14 protein-coding genes are annotated in these 17,462 nt (G+C 71.0%); 10 read left to right on the top strand and 4 right to left on the bottom strand.

The genetic code is table 11. The annotated features are described in order from the left end of the window. Positions 1-9 precede the first annotated feature (9 nt). Both valS and AC1DZA_RS18320 read right to left on the bottom strand, forming a co-directional pair. Positions 10-2,592 carry a valine--tRNA ligase gene (valS, locus tag AC1DZA_RS18325; protein WP_476773822.1) on the bottom strand — a complete coding sequence of 861 codons (2,583 nt, stop codon included), beginning with the start codon at positions 2,590-2,592 and terminating at the stop codon, positions 10-12. A gap of 142 nt (positions 2,593-2,734) precedes the next feature. Next, positions 2,735-4,084, bottom strand: a complete 1,350-nt coding sequence (locus tag AC1DZA_RS18320) for an MFS transporter (protein ID WP_476762490.1) — start codon at positions 4,082-4,084, stop codon at positions 2,735-2,737. 75 nt (positions 4,085-4,159) lie between these two features. Here AC1DZA_RS18320 and AC1DZA_RS18315 point away from each other — a divergent pair, with 75 nt between their 5' ends. From AC1DZA_RS18315 to ndk, 5 genes are all read left to right on the top strand, one after another. Continuing rightward, positions 4,160-4,555, top strand: coding sequence for a GntR family transcriptional regulator (locus AC1DZA_RS18315; RefSeq protein WP_476762489.1), 396 nt, complete (start codon positions 4,160-4,162; stop codon positions 4,553-4,555). Positions 4,556-4,784: 229 nt separating this feature from the next. Then, positions 4,785-8,093, top strand: a complete 3,309-nt coding sequence (gene ileS, locus AC1DZA_RS18310) for an isoleucine--tRNA ligase (protein WP_476773821.1) — start codon at positions 4,785-4,787, stop codon at positions 8,091-8,093. Continuing rightward, positions 8,090-9,487 carry a bifunctional folylpolyglutamate synthase/dihydrofolate synthase gene (locus AC1DZA_RS18305; RefSeq protein ID WP_476773820.1) on the top strand — a complete coding sequence of 466 codons (1,398 nt, stop codon included), beginning with the start codon at positions 8,090-8,092 and terminating at the stop codon, positions 9,485-9,487. The genes ileS and AC1DZA_RS18305 overlap by 4 nt, the downstream gene beginning before the upstream one ends. Continuing rightward, a complete protein-coding gene (locus tag AC1DZA_RS18300) occupies positions 9,484-9,912 on the top strand; it encodes a DUF4233 domain-containing protein (RefSeq protein WP_476773819.1) in 429 nt (142 codons plus the stop codon). The genes AC1DZA_RS18305 and AC1DZA_RS18300 overlap by 4 nt, the downstream gene beginning before the upstream one ends. After that, a complete protein-coding gene (gene ndk, locus AC1DZA_RS18295) occupies positions 9,909-10,331 on the top strand; it encodes a nucleoside-diphosphate kinase (RefSeq protein ID WP_476773818.1) in 423 nt (140 codons plus the stop codon). Before AC1DZA_RS18300 ends, ndk begins: the two co-directional genes overlap by 4 nt. A 42-nt stretch (positions 10,332-10,373) precedes the next feature. Here ndk and AC1DZA_RS18290 read toward each other — a convergent pair whose 3' ends face one another. Continuing rightward, positions 10,374-11,000: a vitamin K epoxide reductase family protein gene (locus tag AC1DZA_RS18290; RefSeq protein WP_476773817.1), complete on the bottom strand. Its 627-nt coding sequence runs from the start codon at positions 10,998-11,000 to the stop codon at positions 10,374-10,376. A 277-nt stretch (positions 11,001-11,277) separates the two neighbouring features. Between AC1DZA_RS18290 and AC1DZA_RS18285 the strand changes: the two genes are divergently transcribed. Continuing rightward, the gene (locus AC1DZA_RS18285) at positions 11,278-13,905 is read left to right on the top strand and encodes an Rne/Rng family ribonuclease (RefSeq protein WP_476773816.1); all 2,628 of its coding nucleotides are present in this window, start codon (positions 11,278-11,280) and stop codon (positions 13,903-13,905) included. Here the strand turns inward: AC1DZA_RS18285 and AC1DZA_RS18280 are convergent. After that, positions 13,891-14,184: a DUF4031 domain-containing protein gene (locus AC1DZA_RS18280; protein ID WP_476763782.1), complete on the bottom strand. Its 294-nt coding sequence runs from the start codon at positions 14,182-14,184 to the stop codon at positions 13,891-13,893. The genes AC1DZA_RS18285 and AC1DZA_RS18280 overlap by 15 nt on opposite strands. A gap of 219 nt (positions 14,185-14,403) precedes the next feature. Here AC1DZA_RS18280 and rplU point away from each other — a divergent pair, with 219 nt between their 5' ends. The 4 genes from rplU to proB all read left to right on the top strand — a co-directional run bounded on the left by rplU (position 14,404) and on the right by proB (position 17,459). Next, positions 14,404-14,712, top strand: coding sequence for a 50S ribosomal protein L21 (gene rplU / locus AC1DZA_RS18275; protein WP_159604957.1), 309 nt, complete (start codon positions 14,404-14,406; stop codon positions 14,710-14,712). A 25-nt stretch (positions 14,713-14,737) separates the two neighbouring features. Beyond that, the gene (gene rpmA, locus AC1DZA_RS18270; protein WP_130352862.1) at positions 14,738-14,995 is read left to right on the top strand and encodes a 50S ribosomal protein L27; all 258 of its coding nucleotides are present in this window, start codon (positions 14,738-14,740) and stop codon (positions 14,993-14,995) included. A gap of 74 nt (positions 14,996-15,069) precedes the next feature. Next, a complete protein-coding gene (gene obgE / locus AC1DZA_RS18265; protein ID WP_476773815.1) occupies positions 15,070-16,644 on the top strand; it encodes a GTPase ObgE in 1,575 nt (524 codons plus the stop codon). Further along, complete coding sequence (proB, locus tag AC1DZA_RS18260; protein ID WP_476763297.1) at positions 16,641-17,459, top strand: glutamate 5-kinase; 819 nt, start codon at positions 16,641-16,643, stop codon at positions 17,457-17,459. The genes obgE and proB overlap by 4 nt, the downstream gene beginning before the upstream one ends. Positions 17,460-17,462: the final 3 nt, after the last annotated feature.

Below are 17,462 nucleotides of genomic sequence, written 5' to 3'. Positions count from 1 at the left end.
GCGTACCCCCTACGCCTCGGATGCCTCGAACACGATGTCGCGCACCTCGAACTGCTCCGCCTCGACGAACGAGAGGGAGGCGATGCGCCCCACCGCGCGCAGGTCGGCGGATGCCGACTCGATCAGCGCGATCGCCGGCGCGGACGCCGCGATCACGGCGCTCTCGACCGGGGTCTTCTGCGATGCCTTCGCATCGGTCTTCGCACGCCGGATGCCGGTGAGCGCGAGGCTCGCCAGTTCGAGCAGCTCCACGCCGGCCTCGCCGCGTGCCGCCAGCTCGTCGACCGTGGGCCACGGCGCGACGTGCACCGACCCCTCGTTCGACCAGCGCCAGGCCTCTTCGGTGGCGAACGGGATGACCGGTGCGAACAGGCGGAGCAGCACGCTGAGGGCGGTCTTCAGCGCCGCGACGGCCGACGCCTGCTCGGGGCTCGGCGCGCCGTAGGCGCGTTCCTTCACGAGCTCGAGGTAGTCGTCGCAGAAGGTCCAGAAGAACGTCTCGGCGGACTCGAGCGCGCGGGCGTGCTCGTAGGCGTCGTACGACCTGGTGGCGCTGGCGACCACCTCGGCGAGCTCGGCCAGCATGCTCCGGTCGACCGGCACGGTGACGGGGGCATCCGCGCGGCCGTCGAAGCCGAGGATGAACTTCGCCGCGTTGAGCACCTTGATGGCGAGACGGCGTCCGATCTTGACCTGCGTCGGGTTCTGCGGGTCGAACGCGGCATCCGTGCCCAGCCGACTGGATGCCGCCCAGTAGCGCACGGCGTCGGACCCGTGCTGCTCGAGCAGTCCGGCGGGCGTCACCACGTTGCCCTTCGACTTCGACATCTTCTTGCGGTCGGGGTCGACGATGAAGCCCGAGATCGCGGCGTTCTGCCACGGCTTCACGCCGTGCTCCAGCTCGGCGCGCAGCACCGTGGAGAACAGCCAGGTGCGGATGATGTCCTGGCCCTGCGGACGCAGCGAGTAGGGGAAGACGAGGTCGAAGAGCTCCTCGTCGCGCTCCCAGCCGGCGGCGAGCTGCGGCGTGAGCGACGACGTCGCCCAGGTGTCCATCACGTCGTGCTCACCGATGAAGCCGCCGGGCACCCCACGCTGCGACTCCTCGAAGCCCGGCGCGGGCGCCGACGACGGATCGACGGGGAGCAGGTCGCGCGTCGCCACGATGGGCTCGTCGAACACCGGGTTCCCGTCGGCGTCGAGCGGGTACCAGACGGGGATCGGCACGCCGAAGAAGCGCTGCCGGGAGACGAGCCAGTCGCCGGAGAGCCCGCCGACCCAGTTCTCGTACCGCACGCGCATGAAGTCGGGGTGCCAGTCGATGTCGCGGCCGTGGGCGACGAGCCGCTCCTTCAGCCCCTCGTCGCGTGCGCCGTTCACGATGTACCACTGCCGGGTGGAGACGATCTCGAGGGGACGATCGCCCTTCTCGAAGAACTTCACCGGGTGGGTGATCGCCTTGGGCTCGCCGAGGAGGTCGCCCGACGCCCGCAACTGGTCGACGACCGCCTGCTTGGCGGAGAAGGTCGTCTTGCCCGCGAGCTCGGCGAACGCGGCGCGACCCGCCTCGCTCGTGATGGCCTCCGGCGCCTCGGCGATGATGCGGCCGTCGAAGCCCATGATCGCGCGGTTGGGGAGGTTCAGCTCGCGCCACCAGACCACGTCGGTCACGTCGCCGAAGGTGCAGATCATGGCGATGCCGGTGCCCTTGTCCTTCTGGGCGAGGTGGTGCGCCACCACGGGCACCTCGACGCCGAAGACGGGGGTGGTCACGGTGGTGCCGAAGAGGGGCTGGTAGCGCTCGTCGTCGGGATGGGCGACGAGGGCCACGCACGCCGGGATGAGCTCGGGCCGACTCGTCTCGATCTCGACGATGCCGCCGTCGGGCCGGTGGAATGCCACCCGGTGGTAGTGCCCGGCCTGCTCGCGGTCCTCGAGTTCGGCCTGGGCGACGGCGGTGCGGAACGTCACGTCCCACAGCGTCGGGGCGAGCGCCTGGTAGGCCTCGCCGCGCTCGACGTTGCGCACGAAGGCGAGCTGTGAGGTGAAGAGCGCCTCGTCGGCGATCGTGCGGTAGGACTGCGTCCAGTCCACCGAGAGTCCGAGGGTGCGGAAGAGCGCCTCGAACTGCTGCTCGTCCTCGGCGGTGAGCCGCTCGCAGAGCTCGATGAAGTTGCGTCGGCCGATCGGCTGCTGGTCGGCAGCCCTCGTGCTCTTGTTGTCGCCGCCCTCGAAGGGCGGGACGAAGTCGGGGTCGTAGGGCAGCGACGGGTCGCAGCGCACGCCGTAGTAGTTCTGCACGCGGCGCTCGGTCGGCAGGCCGTTGTCGTCCCAGCCCATGGGATAGAAGACGCTTCGGCCGCGCATGCGCTGGTAGCGCGCGATGAGATCGGTGTGCGTGAACGAGAACACGTGCCCGATGTGGAGGGAACCCGACGCGGTCGGCGGCGGGGTGTCGATCGAGTAGACGCGCTCGCGCGTGGCCCGCTCGCGGTCGAACCGGTAGACGCCGTCGCGCTCCCATGCGTCGCCCCAGACCGTCTCGAGTCCTTCGAGCGCTGGCTTGTCGGGGATGCGCGAGTGATCGGTCATGATGCTCCGGTTCGATATCGGCGGCACCGTGTCGGTGAAGAGGTGCCTGAATGTGCGACGATCCAGCCTACCGGAGACGACTCGGCCCGCCGGGAACCGGCGGGCCGAGGGGGTGCCGCTCACGCAGCGGCGGTGGATGGGGTCAGGCGGCGGATGCCGGCTCGGGGGTCGCCACGACGTCGGGGTCGCCGACCTCGGGCACCCGCGGCATCCGCGACGCTGCCCACGCCGACACGAGCGTGACGGCCGACAGGAGGGCGAGCACCACGCCGGGGTGCCACCAGGCGTAGCCGGTCGACTCGCCGAGGGCGAGGGTGACGAGCGGCACGAAGCCGCCCACCGTCGCGGCGATGGCGTACGACAGCGAGAGCGCCGAGTACCGGAAGTGGTCGGGGAACAGGTCGTTCATGAGGCCGCCGAGCGCCGCCCACGACATGGTGGGCAGGATGCCGCCGATGATCATCGTGCCCACGAGGATCGGGAACGTGGCGAACTGCAGCAGGAAGTACATCGGGAACGTGATGAGCAGCGTGCCGAGTGCGCCCCATGCGACGACACGCGCCGAGCCGATGCGCGTCGCCCACGATCCGAACAACGGGATGGTGATGAGCTGCAGCAGTCCGCCGATGGTCGTGGCGATGAGCAGGTCCTGGAAGCTGAAGCCCAGCTCCGCCGCGCCGTAGTTGATCGTGTACGTGTTCATGAGCGAATAGGAACCGATGCCGAGCAGCGCCGCGCCGATCGCGATGACGATCGCCACCGGGCGCCGGCGGAACATGGCGACGAAGGGCACGCGGTCGCGTCGCCCCTCGGCGACGACCTCGCGGAACACGGGCGTCTCGTCGATCGTCCAGCGGAGGTACAGCGATACGAGCAGCAGCGGGAAGGCGATGAGGAACGGGATGCGCCACCCCCACGCCGCGAGCTCCTCGGCCGGCAGCGCGATCGTCATGACGATGAACAGCGCCGCGGAGAGGATCGATCCCACGGGGGACCCGAGCTGGGGGATCGCGGCGTAGAACGCGCGCTTCACGGGGCCCGAGTGCTCGGTGGCGAGGAGGATCGAGCCGCCCCACTCGCCGCCCAGGGAGAGGCCCTGCACGACGCGCAGCAGCACCAGGAGCACGGCACCGATCCAGCCGGCCTGCGCGTAGGTGGGCAGCACGCCGATGAGGCCGGTCGCGACACCCATGATGCCGACGGTCCAGAGCAGCGTGGTCCGGCGTCCGAGCCGGTCGCCCATGTGCCCGAAGAGGATGGCGCCGATGGGGCGCACGACGAAGGCGACGGCGACCGTCGCGAAGGCGGCGAGCTGCGCGCCGAACGCGCCCAGCGGGTCGAAGAAGAGCGGCCCGATGAAGAAGGCCGAGAAGTAGGCGAAGACGTAGAAGTCGAAGGACTCGAGCGAGGTGCCGACCATCGAGGCCCACGCAACGCGTCGGGCGGGATTCGTGGGCGCGGGGGTCGCCGGGGCGGGAGGTGCAGTGGTCACGCAGTCATCCTTGCAGCGGGTGAGGTCGGCGACAATCAACTTGTTCCATTTCAAATAGAACAATAGGATCAAGTAGTGCTGATCCGCCTCGATCCCGCCCGCGCCACCCCGCTGTTCCAGCAGCTCACCTCGGCCGTGCGCGCGGCCATCATCGACGGTCGCGTCATCGGCGGCGAGCGCCTCCCGGCCGCTCGCGATCTCGCCCGCTCGCTCGGGGTGAACATGCACACCGTGCTCCGTGCGTACGGCGTGCTGCGCGACGAGGGACTGATCGAACTGCACCGGGGTCGCGGTGCCGTCGTGGCGGTGCGCATCGGCGGGCACGCGGCGCTGGCCGGCGCGATCCACGACCTCGTCGACGAGGCGAAGCTGCACGACCTTCCCGAGAGCGCGCTGCTCGCGCTCATCAGCGAGGCGTACCGCGGGTCTCCCGCCGCCTCGGGCGTGCTTCGCGGAGCCCGGACGCGGTAGTCTGGAGGGCAACGACGTCGATCCGGCCATCACCGGGGAGTCTTCGGAAGAACGCGAACGGATGCCGCGAGGCATCCGCTCGTCACTAGAACCGAACGGGTGGCCCGTCACAGCCGAATGAGGGGCCTCGACATCCACGGATGCCGGGGCAAGCGAGGTGGTACCGCGGCGGTGCTCGATCGAGCAGCCGGCGTCCTCGCGAGAGCATCCGTCCCCGCAAGGAGCGAGCGTGTACCCCCGTACCCCAGACGACCACGGTGTCGCCCCCTCACCCGACTTCCCCGCCGTCGAGCGCGAGGTCCTCGCCTTCTGGAAGCAGGACGGCACCTTCCAGGCGTCGATCGACCAGCGCGAGGGCTCGCCCGAGTGGGTGTTCTACGACGGCCCGCCGTTCGCCAACGGCCTCCCGCACTACGGGCACCTGCTGACCGGATACGCGAAGGACCTCTTCCCGCGCTTCCAGACCATGCGCGGCCACCAGGTGCACCGGCGCTTCGGATGGGACACGCACGGCCTGCCCGCGGAGCTCGAGGCGGAGCGCCAGCTCGGCATCACCGACAAGAGCGAGATCGAGGCGATGGGCATCGCGGCCTTCAACGAGGCCGCGCGCGAGGCGGTGCTGCGCTACACCAAGGAGTGGCAGGAGTACGTCACCCGGCAGGCGCGGTGGGTCGACTTCGAGCACGACTACAAGACGCTCGACGTGACGTTCATGGAGTCGGTGGTGTGGGCGTTCAAGACCCTGCACGACAAGGGGCTCGCCTACGAGGGCTACCGGGTGCTGCCGTACTGCTGGCGCGACCAGACGCCGCTCTCGAACCACGAGCTGCGCATGGACGACGACGTCTACAAGATGCGGCAGGACCAGACGGTCACGGTCACGTTCCCGCTGACGGGCGCGAAGGCCGAGTCGCTCGGGCTCACCGCCGTGCGCGCGCTCGCCTGGACGACGACGCCGTGGACGCTCCCGACGAACTTCGCGCTCGCGGTCGGTCCCGACATCGAGTACGCCGTGGTGCCAGCCGGGCCCAACGGCACGCCCGACGCGACGGTGCTGCGCGAACGGGCCGGCGCCTCCGACACCGAGGTGCTCGGCGGCGAGTACCTCCTCGCCCGCGACCTCGTCGGCGGCTACGCGAAAGAGCTCGGTTACGACTCGGCCGACGACGCCCGCGCCGCCGTCTCGCGCACCGTGCGCGGTGCCGAGCTCGAGGGCGTCACCTACGACCGGCTGTTCGACTACTACGCCGACGTCGAGCAGTACGGCCTCCAGAACGCCTGGCAGGTCCTCGTGGCCGACTACGTGACCACCGACGACGGCACCGGAATCGTGCACCAGGCCCCCGCGTACGGCGAGGAGGACCAGAAGATCGGCGAGGCCGCCGGCATCCCGGTCGTCATCTCCCTCGACGACGCGGGCCGGTTCCTGCCGGCGGTGACGGATGTCGCGGGGCTCCTCTGGAGCGACGCGAACAAGCCGCTCACCCAGCTGCTCAAGGCCGAGGGGCGCCTGCTGCGGCAGGCGAGCTACGAGCACTCGTACCCGCACTGCTGGCGGTGCCGCAACCCGCTCATCTACAAGGCGGTCTCGAGCTGGTTCATCCGCGTGCCCGAGTTCCGCGACCGGATGGGCGAGCTGAACCAGGACATCACCTGGGTGCCCGAGAACGTCAAGGACGGGCAGTTCGGCAAGTGGGTCGCGGGCGCCCGCGACTGGTCGGTCAGCCGCAACCGCTACTTCGGCTCGCCCATCCCGGTGTGGAAGAGCGACGACCCCGAGTATCCGCGCGTCGACGTGTACGGCTCGCTCGAGGAGATCCAGCGCGACTTCGGCCGGGCGCCCGTGAACACGGCGGGCGAGCCCGACCTGCACCGTCCCTACATCGACGAACTCACGCGGCCGAACCCCGACGACCCCACCGGGAGGTCGACGATGCGGCGCATCCCCGACGTGCTCGACGTGTGGTTCGACTCGGGCTCCATGCCGTTCGCGCAGGTGCACTACCCGTTCGAGAACCAGGAGTGGTTCGACACGCACCATCCCTCCGACTTCATCGTCGAGTACATCGGCCAGACCCGTGGATGGTTCTACGTCATGCACGTGCTCTCGACCGCGCTGTTCGACCGCCCCGCGTACAAGAACGTGGTGAGCCACGGGATCGTGCTCGGCAGCGACGGGCAGAAGATGTCGAAGTCGCTGCGCAACTACCCCGACGTCTCCGAGGTCTTCGACCGCGACGGTGCCGACGCCATGCGCTGGTTCCTGATGTCGAGCTCGGTGCTGCGCGGCGGCAACCTCATCGTCACCGAGGAGGGCATCCGCGAGGGCGTGCGGCAGGTCATGCTGCCGCTCTGGAGCACCTGGTACTTCTTCTCGCTCTACGCCAACACGGCACGGGAGGGCGGCTACGAGGCGACCCGTCGCACCGACTCGACCGACGTGCTCGACCGCTACCTGCTCGCCAAGCTCCGCGACCTCGTGACCGCCGTCACGGACGACCTCGAGGCGTTCGACTCGACCCTCGCCTCCCAGAAGCTCCGGGACTTCGCCGACGTGCTGACCAACTGGTACGTGCGCCGCTCGCGCGACCGGTTCTGGGCTGGCGTCGGCGAGGACGGCTCGGGTGCCGAGGCGTTCGACACGCTGTTCACCGTGCTCGAGACGTACACGCGACTGGCGGCGCCGCTGCTGCCGCTCATCGCCGACAAGGTGTGGCGCGGACTCACGGGCGGGCGCAGCGTGCACCTCACCGAGTGGCCCGACGCCGGGGAGTTCCCCGCCGACCACGCCCTGGTCGCCGCGATGGACTCGGTGCGCGAGATCAGCGGCGCGACGCTCGCCCTGCGCAAGCAGGCCGGCCGTCGAGTGCGGCTTCCGCTCGCGAGGCTCACGGTCGTGACGACGGATGCCGCGGCGCTGGCGCCGTTCGAGGGCATCCTGCGCGACGAGCTGAACGTGAAGTCGGTCGACCTCGTCGCCCTCGACGGCTCGAGCGCCGAGCGCTACGGCGTCACGAAGCGGCTCAGCGTGAACGCCCGTGCCGCCGGGCCGCGTCTCGGCAGGACGGTGCAGCAGGCGATCCAGGCGGCGCGGTCGGGCGACTGGACGCTCGACGGCGACCAGACCGTCGTCGCCGGCGGCATCGCGCTGGAGCCGGGGGAGTACGACCTGGTGCTCGAGGCCGGCGGCTCCGGCGACGGATCGACCGCGCTCGCGCTCCTCGCCGACGGCGGCTTCGTCATCCTCGACACGGCCACCACCCCCGAGCTCGAGGCCGAGGGCCTCGCGCGCGACGTGGTGCGCGCCGTGCAGGAGGCCCGAAAGGCCGCCGGGCTCGACGTCGGCGACCGTATCCGCCTCGGCCTCACGCTCGACGCGCACGGCGCAGTCGCGGCATCCGCTCATCACGCGCTCATCGCGCGCGAGACCCTCGCGACCGAGCTCGACATCGAGAGCGGCGTGGACGTCTCGGGCGCGGAGGCGGCGCGCCCCGTCGGCGACGGCTCGTCGCTCCTCGTGGACCTGGAGAGACTGTGAACGACGCATCCGACGCGAACGAGGCATTCGACGACCGCGACGACCCCGAGTCGCGTGACGCGGCCGACGCCGTCTACGCGGCGCTGCTCGACCGGATCGGCGAGGGCAGCCCGCGGCCGCGGCTCGCCCCCACCCGCCGCGCGGTCGAGTTGCTCGGCGACCCGCACCGGGCGGCGCCGGTCATCCACATCACCGGCACGAACGGCAAGACCTCGACGAGTCGCATGATCGAGGCGCTGCTGCGGGCGTCCGGGCTGCGCACGGGCCTGCTCACGAGCCCCCACCTCGAGCGGTTCACGGAGCGGATCCGCATCGACGGCGAGCCCATCGCCGATGAGGCGGTCGCCCGTAACTGGGAGGAGATCCTGCCGTTCGTCGCCATCGTCGACGCCGAGCTCGAGGGGGACGACGAGGAACCGCTCACGTTCTTCGAGACGCTCACGGTGCTCGCGTTCGCCTGCTTCGCCGACGCGCCGGTCGACGTGGTCGTACTCGAGGTGGGCATGGGCGGCGAGTGGGACTCCACCAACGTCGCCGACGGCCAGGTCGCCGTCTTCACGCCCATCGACCTCGACCATCAGGCGCGCCTCGGCAACACCGTCACCGAGATCGCCCGCACGAAGTCGGGCATCATCAAGCCCGCGGCATCCGTCGTCACCGCGAAGCAGCCCGATGACGCCCTGCGCGTGCTCGAGGATGCCGCGGAGCTCACGGAGTCGACCCTCGCCGTGGAGGGCGACGCGTTCGACGTCCTCGAGTCGCGTGTCGCGGTGGGCGGGCAGCTGATCTCCGTGCGCGGGCTCGCGGGGGAGTACCGCGACATCGCGCTGCCGCTCTTCGGCCGCCACCAGGCCGAGAACGCGGCCGTCGCCATCGCCGCGGTCGAGGCCTTCATCGGCGGAGGCGCGGTCCGCCTCGCCGACGAGGTCGTGCACGACGGGCTCTCGGTCGCGGCCTCCCCGGGGCGGCTGCAGGCGATCGCCGCCGATCCGACGATCATCGTGGATGCCGCGCACAACCCGCACGGCGCGGAGTCGCTCGTGGCGGCGCTCGACGAGTACTTCGACTTCGACGAGCTCGTCTTCGTCTTCGGCGTGCTGGCCGACAAGGACGTCGACGGCATCGCCGCCGTCCTGGCCCGGACGGGCGGCTCGTTCCTCGTCACGCGACCCGAGTCCGACCGGGCTCGCGAGGTGCGGGACGTGGCGGCGATCCTCGCCGCGCGCGTCGGCGCCGACCGCGTGCAGGCCGTCGAGCGGCTCGACGACGCGCTCGACGAGGCGCGCGCCTGGGCGGCCGAGTCGCCGAAGCGCGCGGTGGTCGTCACGGGCTCCATCGCCCTCGTCGGCGAGGCCATGGCGATCGCCGCCGACCGCGAATGGGGCCGCGCATGAGCGACGCGCCCGCCGACGCCGCCGCGCCCGAGCCGGGGAGGGGCCGGCCGCGGTCGATCCGGCAGAGCCTGGCGTCCATCGTGCTGGGCTTCGAGATCATCATCGTCTTCCTCGCGGCGCTCGTGATCTGGGGCCTCGCGCCGACCGAGAACGGCTCGCTGGGGCTGCCGCCGTGGGTCGCGCTCGTCGCGGGCGGCGTGCTGATCGTCGGCCTGGTGGTGACCATCGGGCTGCTCAGGTACCCGTGGGGCTTCACGCTCGGGTGGGTGCTGCAGGCGCTCATTCTCGCGGCGGGCTTCCTCAACCCGGCGATGTTCTTCGTCGGCATCCTCTTCGGCGGCCTGTGGTGGTACTGCATGGTCGCCGGCGCACGAATCGATCGAGACAGGACGGCGCAGGCCGCTCCGGAACAGGAACAGGAATGACCACCGGCATCGAAGAGACCCTCGTGATCGTGAAGCCCGACGGCGTCGCCCGCAACCTCACCGGCGAGATCCTCCGCCGCATCGAGGCCAAGGGCTACTCGCTCGTCGACCTGCGCATGGTGCAGCCCGACCGTGAGATCCTCGCGAAGCACTACGCCGAGCACGAGGGCAAGCCGTTCTACGAGCCGCTCGTCGAGTTCATGCAGTCCGGTCCGGTCGTGGCCGTGCGCGTGGCCGGCAACCGCGTCATCGAGGGCTTCCGGGTGCTCGCCGGCACCACCGACCCCACGACGGCCGCGCCGGGCACGATCCGCGGCGACTTCGGCCGCGACTGGGGGCTCAAGGTGCAGCAGAACCTCGTGCACGGCTCGGACTCGCCCGAGTCGGCCGAGCGCGAGCTCGCCCTCTGGTTCGCCTGAGCGGATGCCGCGCCGGCCGGTCCACCCGGTCGGCGCGGCCCGTCAGCGGAAGAGGTTCTGCAGGTCGATCATGACCCGGGGGATGGCGTTCATCTGCGCCTGCGCGAGCACGATGACGATCGCGTAGCAGACCACGGTGATCAGCGGGATCCACTTGAACCATTCGCCGGCGAGCCGCTGCATCCGTGCCGAGACGGGGAGGTTGCCCGTTCGGAGGTTGTGCAGGGTCACCACCCAGAACGTCGGGATCGTCACCGCCCAGGTGAGCATGCACCACGGGCACAGCACGTCGAGCGCGTAGATGCTCTGGGCGATGAGCCATCCCACGAAGACGAGCGCGCCGGCGACACCGACGTTGAACGCGATCCAGAACCAGCGGGCGAACTGCGCTCCGGCGAGGATCGCCGCGCCGATCGCGATGACGACGGGCCACGCCATGAGGCCGATGAGCGGGTTGGGGAATCCGAACACCGCGCCCTGCCATGATCCGAGGTTCACGCCGCATCCGACCAGCACGCCCACGTCGCACGACGGCACGAAGTCGGGATCGGCGAGGAGGGCGAGCTTGTCGATCGTCAGGCTCCACGCCGCGAGGAGGCCGAGCGCCCCCGCGATGAGGAGGAAGACGGCGACGCCGACGGGTCGGGACTGGGGGGAGGAGTCCGGCATCCTCGTATTCTGGCATGCGGTTCCACGCCAACCCTGCGCGGCCGTGCGATAATCGAAGGAGTCGTCCGGGCCGCGCCCGGCACGACGCCAATGAAGGCTTTGAGGATGCACCGCATCCGAGTGAGCGGTGAGACGCACCGCGAGACGTGGCGACACAGGCAACCTGCCGGTCGCAGCAGTGAAGGATTGGCGGTCCAGCGCACGGCGCAGGATCGCTCGAGACGAGTACGGGAGCGGATGGCGCGGCCATCCACACCGTCGTAGGAGTGCACCAGAGATGGTGGAAGGCAACGAGAACAACACGAACGAATCCGGCAGCAGCACACCGAGGCGTCGAGGCGGCCTGTTCGGCGCACGACGCGGTGGCCGAGGTCGCGGTGGCGCCGAGCGTGCCTCGCTGACGCCAGAGCCGCTCGACGCGGCATCCGCGGCCGATGCGGCCCCGGTGGCCGGTTCGGCGCCCGATGCGGGTGCGCCGGCGAGCTCGGCGGATGCCGCGGGTGCAGCCGTGACCGACGCCGCTGCGCCGTCGACCGACGAGTCCGCCGAGGTCGCGGCTGCCGAGGCCGAGGCACCGGTCCCGGCGTCGCCGATCCCGGCCACCCTCACGACCACCTCGCTCATCTTCCACGCGCCGCCCGTGCTGGTGCCGAGCGAGCGTCCCGAGCGCGACGACCGCGAGGACGGAGCGCCCGCCGACGAGCCGTCGAGCGTGCGCCGCCGCACCCGCCGCCGCAGCGGCGAGGAGGGCCGCCCAGCGGGCGACGAGCCCAGCAACACGGTCGTCAAGGTGCGCAAGCCCCGCGAGCCCGAGCTCATCACGGAGCCGCAGAAGGTCAAGGGCTCCACCCGGCTCGAGGCGAAGAAGCAGCGTCGGCGTGACGGACGCGACGCGGGCCGTCGCCGCGCGGTCATCACCGAGGCCGAGTTCCTCGCTCGCCGGGAGTCGGTCGACCGCCAGATGATCGTTCGCGAGAAGGGCGGCCGGATCCAGATCGGCGTCCTCGAGGACGGCGTGCTCGTCGAGCACTACGTCGCCCGCAACCAGGAGGCGTCGCTCATCGGCAACGTCTACCTCGGCCGCGTGCAGAACGTGCTGCCCAGCATGGAGGCCGCCTTCGTCGACATCGGCCGCGGCCGCAACGCCGTGCTGTACTCGGGCGAGGTCGACTGGGACGCCGCCGCCGAGAACGGCGAGAAGAACCAGCCCCGCCGCATCGAGCTGGCGCTGAAGCCCGGCGATCGCGTGCTCGTGCAGGTCACGAAGGACCCCGTGGGCCACAAGGGTGCGCGACTCACCAGCCAGGTCTCGCTGCCCGGCCGCTACCTCGTGTACGTGCCGAACGGCTCGATGAACGGCATCAGCCGCAAGCTCCCCGACACCGAGCGCGCGCGCCTGAAGAAGATCCTGAAGGACGTGCTCCCCGACAACGTCGGCGTCATCGTGCGCACGGCCGCCGAGGGCGCCACCGAGGAGCAGCTCACGCTCGACGTGAACCGCCTCATCGCCCAGTGGGCCGACATCTCGACGCAGCTCGAGAAGGTCCAGGCGCCGGCGCTCCTGCACTCCGAGCCCGACCTGCTCATCAAGATCGTCCGCGACGTCTTCAACGAGGACTTCCAGAAGATGATCATCGCCGGCGACGAGGCGCGCGAGACCATCGAGCGTTATCTGCGCGCCGTGGCGCCCGACCTGCTCGAGCGCGTCGAGGCCTACACGGGCGAGCGCGACGCGTTCGACGAGTTCCGCATCTCGGAGCAGATCGAGAAGGCCCTCGACCGCAAGGTGTGGCTGCCGTCGGGCGGCTCGCTGGTCATCGACCGCACCGAGGCCATGACGGTCGTCGACGTGAACACGGGCAAGTTCGTCGGCTCCGGCGGCAACCTCGAGGAGACCGTCACGAAGAACAACCTCGAGGCGGCCGAGGAGATCGTCCGGCAGCTGCGGCTCCGCGACATCGGCGGCATCATCGTGGTCGACTTCATCGACATGGTGCTCGAGTCCAACCGCGACCTCGTGCTGCGCCGGCTCGTCGAGTGCCTGTCCCGCGACCGCACCAAGCACCAGGTCGCGGAGGTCACCTCCCTCGGCCTCGTGCAGATGACGCGCAAGAAGCTCGGCCTCGGGCTGCTCGAGTCCTTCTCCGAGCCGTGCGAGGTCTGCGCCGGCCGCGGCATCATCGTGCACCACGAGCCGATCGTGAAGCACCGCGTTCCCCAGCAGGTCGAGCGCGGCGGGCGCAGCCGTGGCCGAGGCGGCAACGGCGGCAACGGGAATGGCAGCGGCGGCAACCAGGCCCCCGCTCCCGCCTCGACCGAGCCCAAGGCGCACACCGGCACCCACGCGATCACCGAGGACGTGAAGCACGCCCTCGCGCAGATCGCGGCGTCGACGATTCCCCACGCCGAGCACAAGCCGGCCGAGGCGGATGCCGCGGCGGCGACGACGACCGGCGCGATCCCGACCGGCGCCGAGGAGCCGACGACGCGGCAGGACCGCGGCGGCGAGGCATCGCCGTCGGAGCAGCAGCCGACGTCCGGCGGCCGCCGGCGCGGACGCCACCGTCGGGTGACCCAGGAGCAGGGCCCCGCCGAGACGACCGAGCCGCCCGCCGAGCCGCCCGTGCGCGACGAGGCGGCTGCCGAGGCATCCGATGGATCGCCGCTGGTGCCGCTCGTCGAGCTGCCGCCGGTGGCCCCGCCCGAGCGCCGTCGCACGGTGCGCCCCGCCGAGGCCGAGGTGCTGCTCGATTCGGTGCTCGACGCGCTGCCCGCGCCGAAGAAGGCGGGCGAGGGCCGCGGCCGCAGCCGACGTGTGTCGACCGCCGCGCTGAGCACCGCGGGCGCCGCCCCGGTGATCACCCGCGCCGACGGCTCGCCGACCGCCGAGTCAGCCGAGCGCTGAGCCGGTTCTCCGGGCGCGTCGCTCGCGCGGCGTGACCCGGAGACCGCTGGCCGCGAGCCGGCGCACGAGTTCCCGTGGGGCCACCGGCTCCGCACCGGCCGCGACGAGCTCGTCGTAGCGCTCGACGGGGACGTCGTAGTGGTCGAGGTCGAACGCGCGCGGAGGCAGCCCCAAGCGCTCCGCGAAGGCGCGAAGCTCCTCGATCGAGCGATCGCTCACGAGGTGCGACCACATCGTGCCATGCTTCGGCCAGAGCGGAGTGTCGATGAGCACGGCCATGCCGCCGATCCTACGCGGACGCCTCGCGCGACTCGCCGGGGACGCGCGTTTGACCGACCCTGTGGCATCAGGTAAACTCGACCGTTGGTGCCACCGCTTATCCCGGTGTGCCCGCACAGTTTTCTGGCAGTGACGACCCTCCTTCCCGCTGGGGTCCCGCGCAGTGACACCCCATCAGACAGCCGGAACCCCCGGGTTCCCCAGAGATAGGTACGAGTAGTGGTTTACGCAGTAGTGCGCGCCGGCGGTCGGCAGGAGAAGGTCGAAGTCGGCACCATCGTGACGATGGACCGCATCAAGGCTGACAAGGACGGCAACGTCTCGCTCATCCCGGTCCTCCTCGTCGACGGCGAGAAGATCACCTCCGACGCCAAGTCGCTCGCGAAGGTCACGGTCACGGCTGAGGTCCTGAACGACCTTCGCGGCCCCAAGATCGTGATCCAGAAGTTCAAGAACAAGACCGGCTACAAGAAGCGCCAGGGCCACCGTCAGGAGCTCACGCGCGTCAAGATCACCGGCATCAAGTAGCAGCGGCCTGCAAGGAGATACAGACATGGCACACAAAAAGGGAGCGAGCTCCACTCGCAACGGTCGTGACTCGAACGCCCAGCGCCTCGGCGTGAAGCGCTTTGGCGGCCAGGTCGTCAGCGCGGGCGAGATCCTCGTCCGCCAGCGCGGCACGCACTTCCACCCGGGTGCTGGCGTGGGTCGCGGCGGCGACGACACGCTCTTCGCGCTCGAGGCGGGCGCTGTGCAGTTCGGCAACAAGGGCGGCCGCAAGGTCGTCAACATCGTGGCGGCCGGCGAATAGTCGACCGACAGGTCTTGTGAGGGCGGGCTTCGGCTCGCCCTCACGTGTTTTCACCCCGTGAGGAGGGATGCGGCATGGTCAGCTTCGTCGACCAGGTGACGTTGTTCGTGCGCGCCGGCCACGGCGGCAACGGGTGCGTCTCGGTGCGCCGGGAGAAGTTCAAGCCCCTCGCGGGCCCCGACGGCGGCAACGGTGGCCATGGCGGCGACATCGTGCTCGTCGCGGACCCGAACGTCACGACCCTCCTCGCCTACCACGGGCGCCCGCACCGCTCCTCCGACAACGGCCAGCCCGGAATGGGCGACAACCGCTCGGGCGCGGCCGGCGAGCTCCTCGAGCTCCCGGTGCCCGTCGGCACCGTCGTGAAGGACCCCGACGGCAGCGAGCTCGCCGACCTCACCGAGCCGGGCATGCGCTTCGTCGTGGCGCCCGGCGGGCAGGGCGGGCTCGGCAACGCGGCGCTCGCGAGCACCAAGCGCAAGGCGCCCGGCTTCGCGCTCCTCGGCACGCCCGGGTTCGAGGGCGAGGTGAAGCTCGAGCTGAAGACGATCGCGGATGTCGCGCTCGTCGGCTTCCCGTCGGCCGGCAAGTCGAGCCTCATCGCCGCGCTCTCCGCGGCGCGGCCGAAGATCGCCGACTACCCGTTCACCACGCTGCATCCGAACCTCGGCGTCGTCCAGGCCGGTGACCACCGGTTCACCGTCGCCGACGTGCCCGGCCTCATCGAGGGCGCGAGCGAGGGCAAGGGGCTCGGCCTCGAGTTCCTCCGCCATGTCGAGCGTTGCTCGGCGCTCCTGCACGTCATCGACTGCGCCACGCTCGAGCCCGGTCGCGACCCGCTCAGCGACCTCGAGATCATCCTCGCCGAACTGGCCGCCTACCCGGTGCCCGAGGGCCAGGTGCCCCTGCTCGATCGGCCCCAGCTCATCGCGCTGAACAAGGTCGACGTGCCCGAGGCCCGCGAGCTCGCGGAGTTCGTGCGTCCCGAGCTCGAGGGGCGCGGCTACCGCGTCTTCGAGATCTCGACCGTGAGCCACGAGGGCCTGCGACAGCTCGGGTACGCGCTCGGCGAGCTCGTCGACGAGGCCCGCGCCGCCGCGGCATCCGCCCCCGAGGCCCCGCGCATCGTGATGCGGCCCAAGGCCGTCGACGACTCCGGCTTCGTCGTGCGGCCCGAGGGCGGCAGCTACGGCACGCTCTACCGCGTGCTCGGCGTGAAGCCCGAGCGCTGGGTGCACCAGACCGACTTCACGAACGACGAGGCCGTCGGCTTCCTCGCCGACCGCCTCGCGCGGCTCGGCGTCGAGGACGCGCTCGTGCGCGCCGGCGCGGTCGCCGGATCAACCGTCGTCATCGGGCCGGGTTCGGGCGTCGTATTCGACTGGGAGCCGACCCTCACCTCGACCGCCGAGCTCATCACCGCACCGCGCGGCGCGGACCTCCGCCTCGACGACAATCGCCGGGCCACCCGCGCCGAGCGCAAGACCGAGTACCACGAGCGCATGGACGCGAAGGCCGAAGCCCGAGCCGAGCTCCAGCGCGAGCGCGAGGCCGGCCTGTGGGGCGAGGACCCCGACGTCGAGGTCGCCGTCGACGTCGACGACCTGCAGCCGGCGGACGGCGAGGGATCGGGGGAGGGCGAACGGTGACACCGCGTACGCGCGCCGACATCCCCGATGCCCGGCGCATCGTCGTGAAGGTCGGCTCGTCCTCGATCAGCGGCGCGAACGCCGGACAGATCGGCCCGCTCGTCGATGCCCTCGCAGCCGCGCACGAGCGCGGCACCGAGGTGGTGCTCGTCTCCTCGGGGGCCATCGCCACCGGCATGCCCTACCTCAAGCTCGACGCGCGGCCCACCGACCTCGCGACGCAGCAGGCCGCGGCATCCGTCGGCCAGAACCTGCTCGTGTTCCGCTACCAGGACTCGCTCGACCGCTACGGCATCGTCGCCGGCCAGGTGCTCCTCACCGCCGGCGACCTCGAGCACGCCACGCCGCGCTCCAACGCGCAGCGCGCCATGGATCGCCTGCTGGCACTGCGCATCCTGCCGATCGTGAACGAGAACGACACCGTCGCGACCCACGAGATCCGCTTCGGCGACAACGACCGGCTCGCGGCCCTTGTCGCCGAGCTCATCGGCGCCGACCTGCTCGTGCTGCTCTCCGACGTGGACGCCCTGTACACGCGGCCGCCGCACCTCGAGGGAGCCGAGCGGATCGCGCACGTCGCGTTCGGCGATGAGCTCGCCGGCGTCGAGATCGGGTCGGTGGGGCGTGCCGGCGTCGGCACCGGGGGGGCGGAGACGAAGGTCTCCGCCGCCCGCATCGCCGCGGAGGCGGGAGCCGCGGTGCTCATCACGGCGACCCCGCTCGTCGCCGAGGCCCTCGCAGGTGCCGAGATCGGCACGTGGTTCGATGCGGCACCCGATCGTCACACTCGAGGCGGCGAATCCGACCTCGCCTAGGCT

The sequence above is a fragment of the Agromyces sp. P2_B3 genome (genome assembly GCF_056404815.1).
Note: the sequence above shows the minus strand (reverse complement) of the source record. Positions and strands in the feature narration are given on the sequence as shown.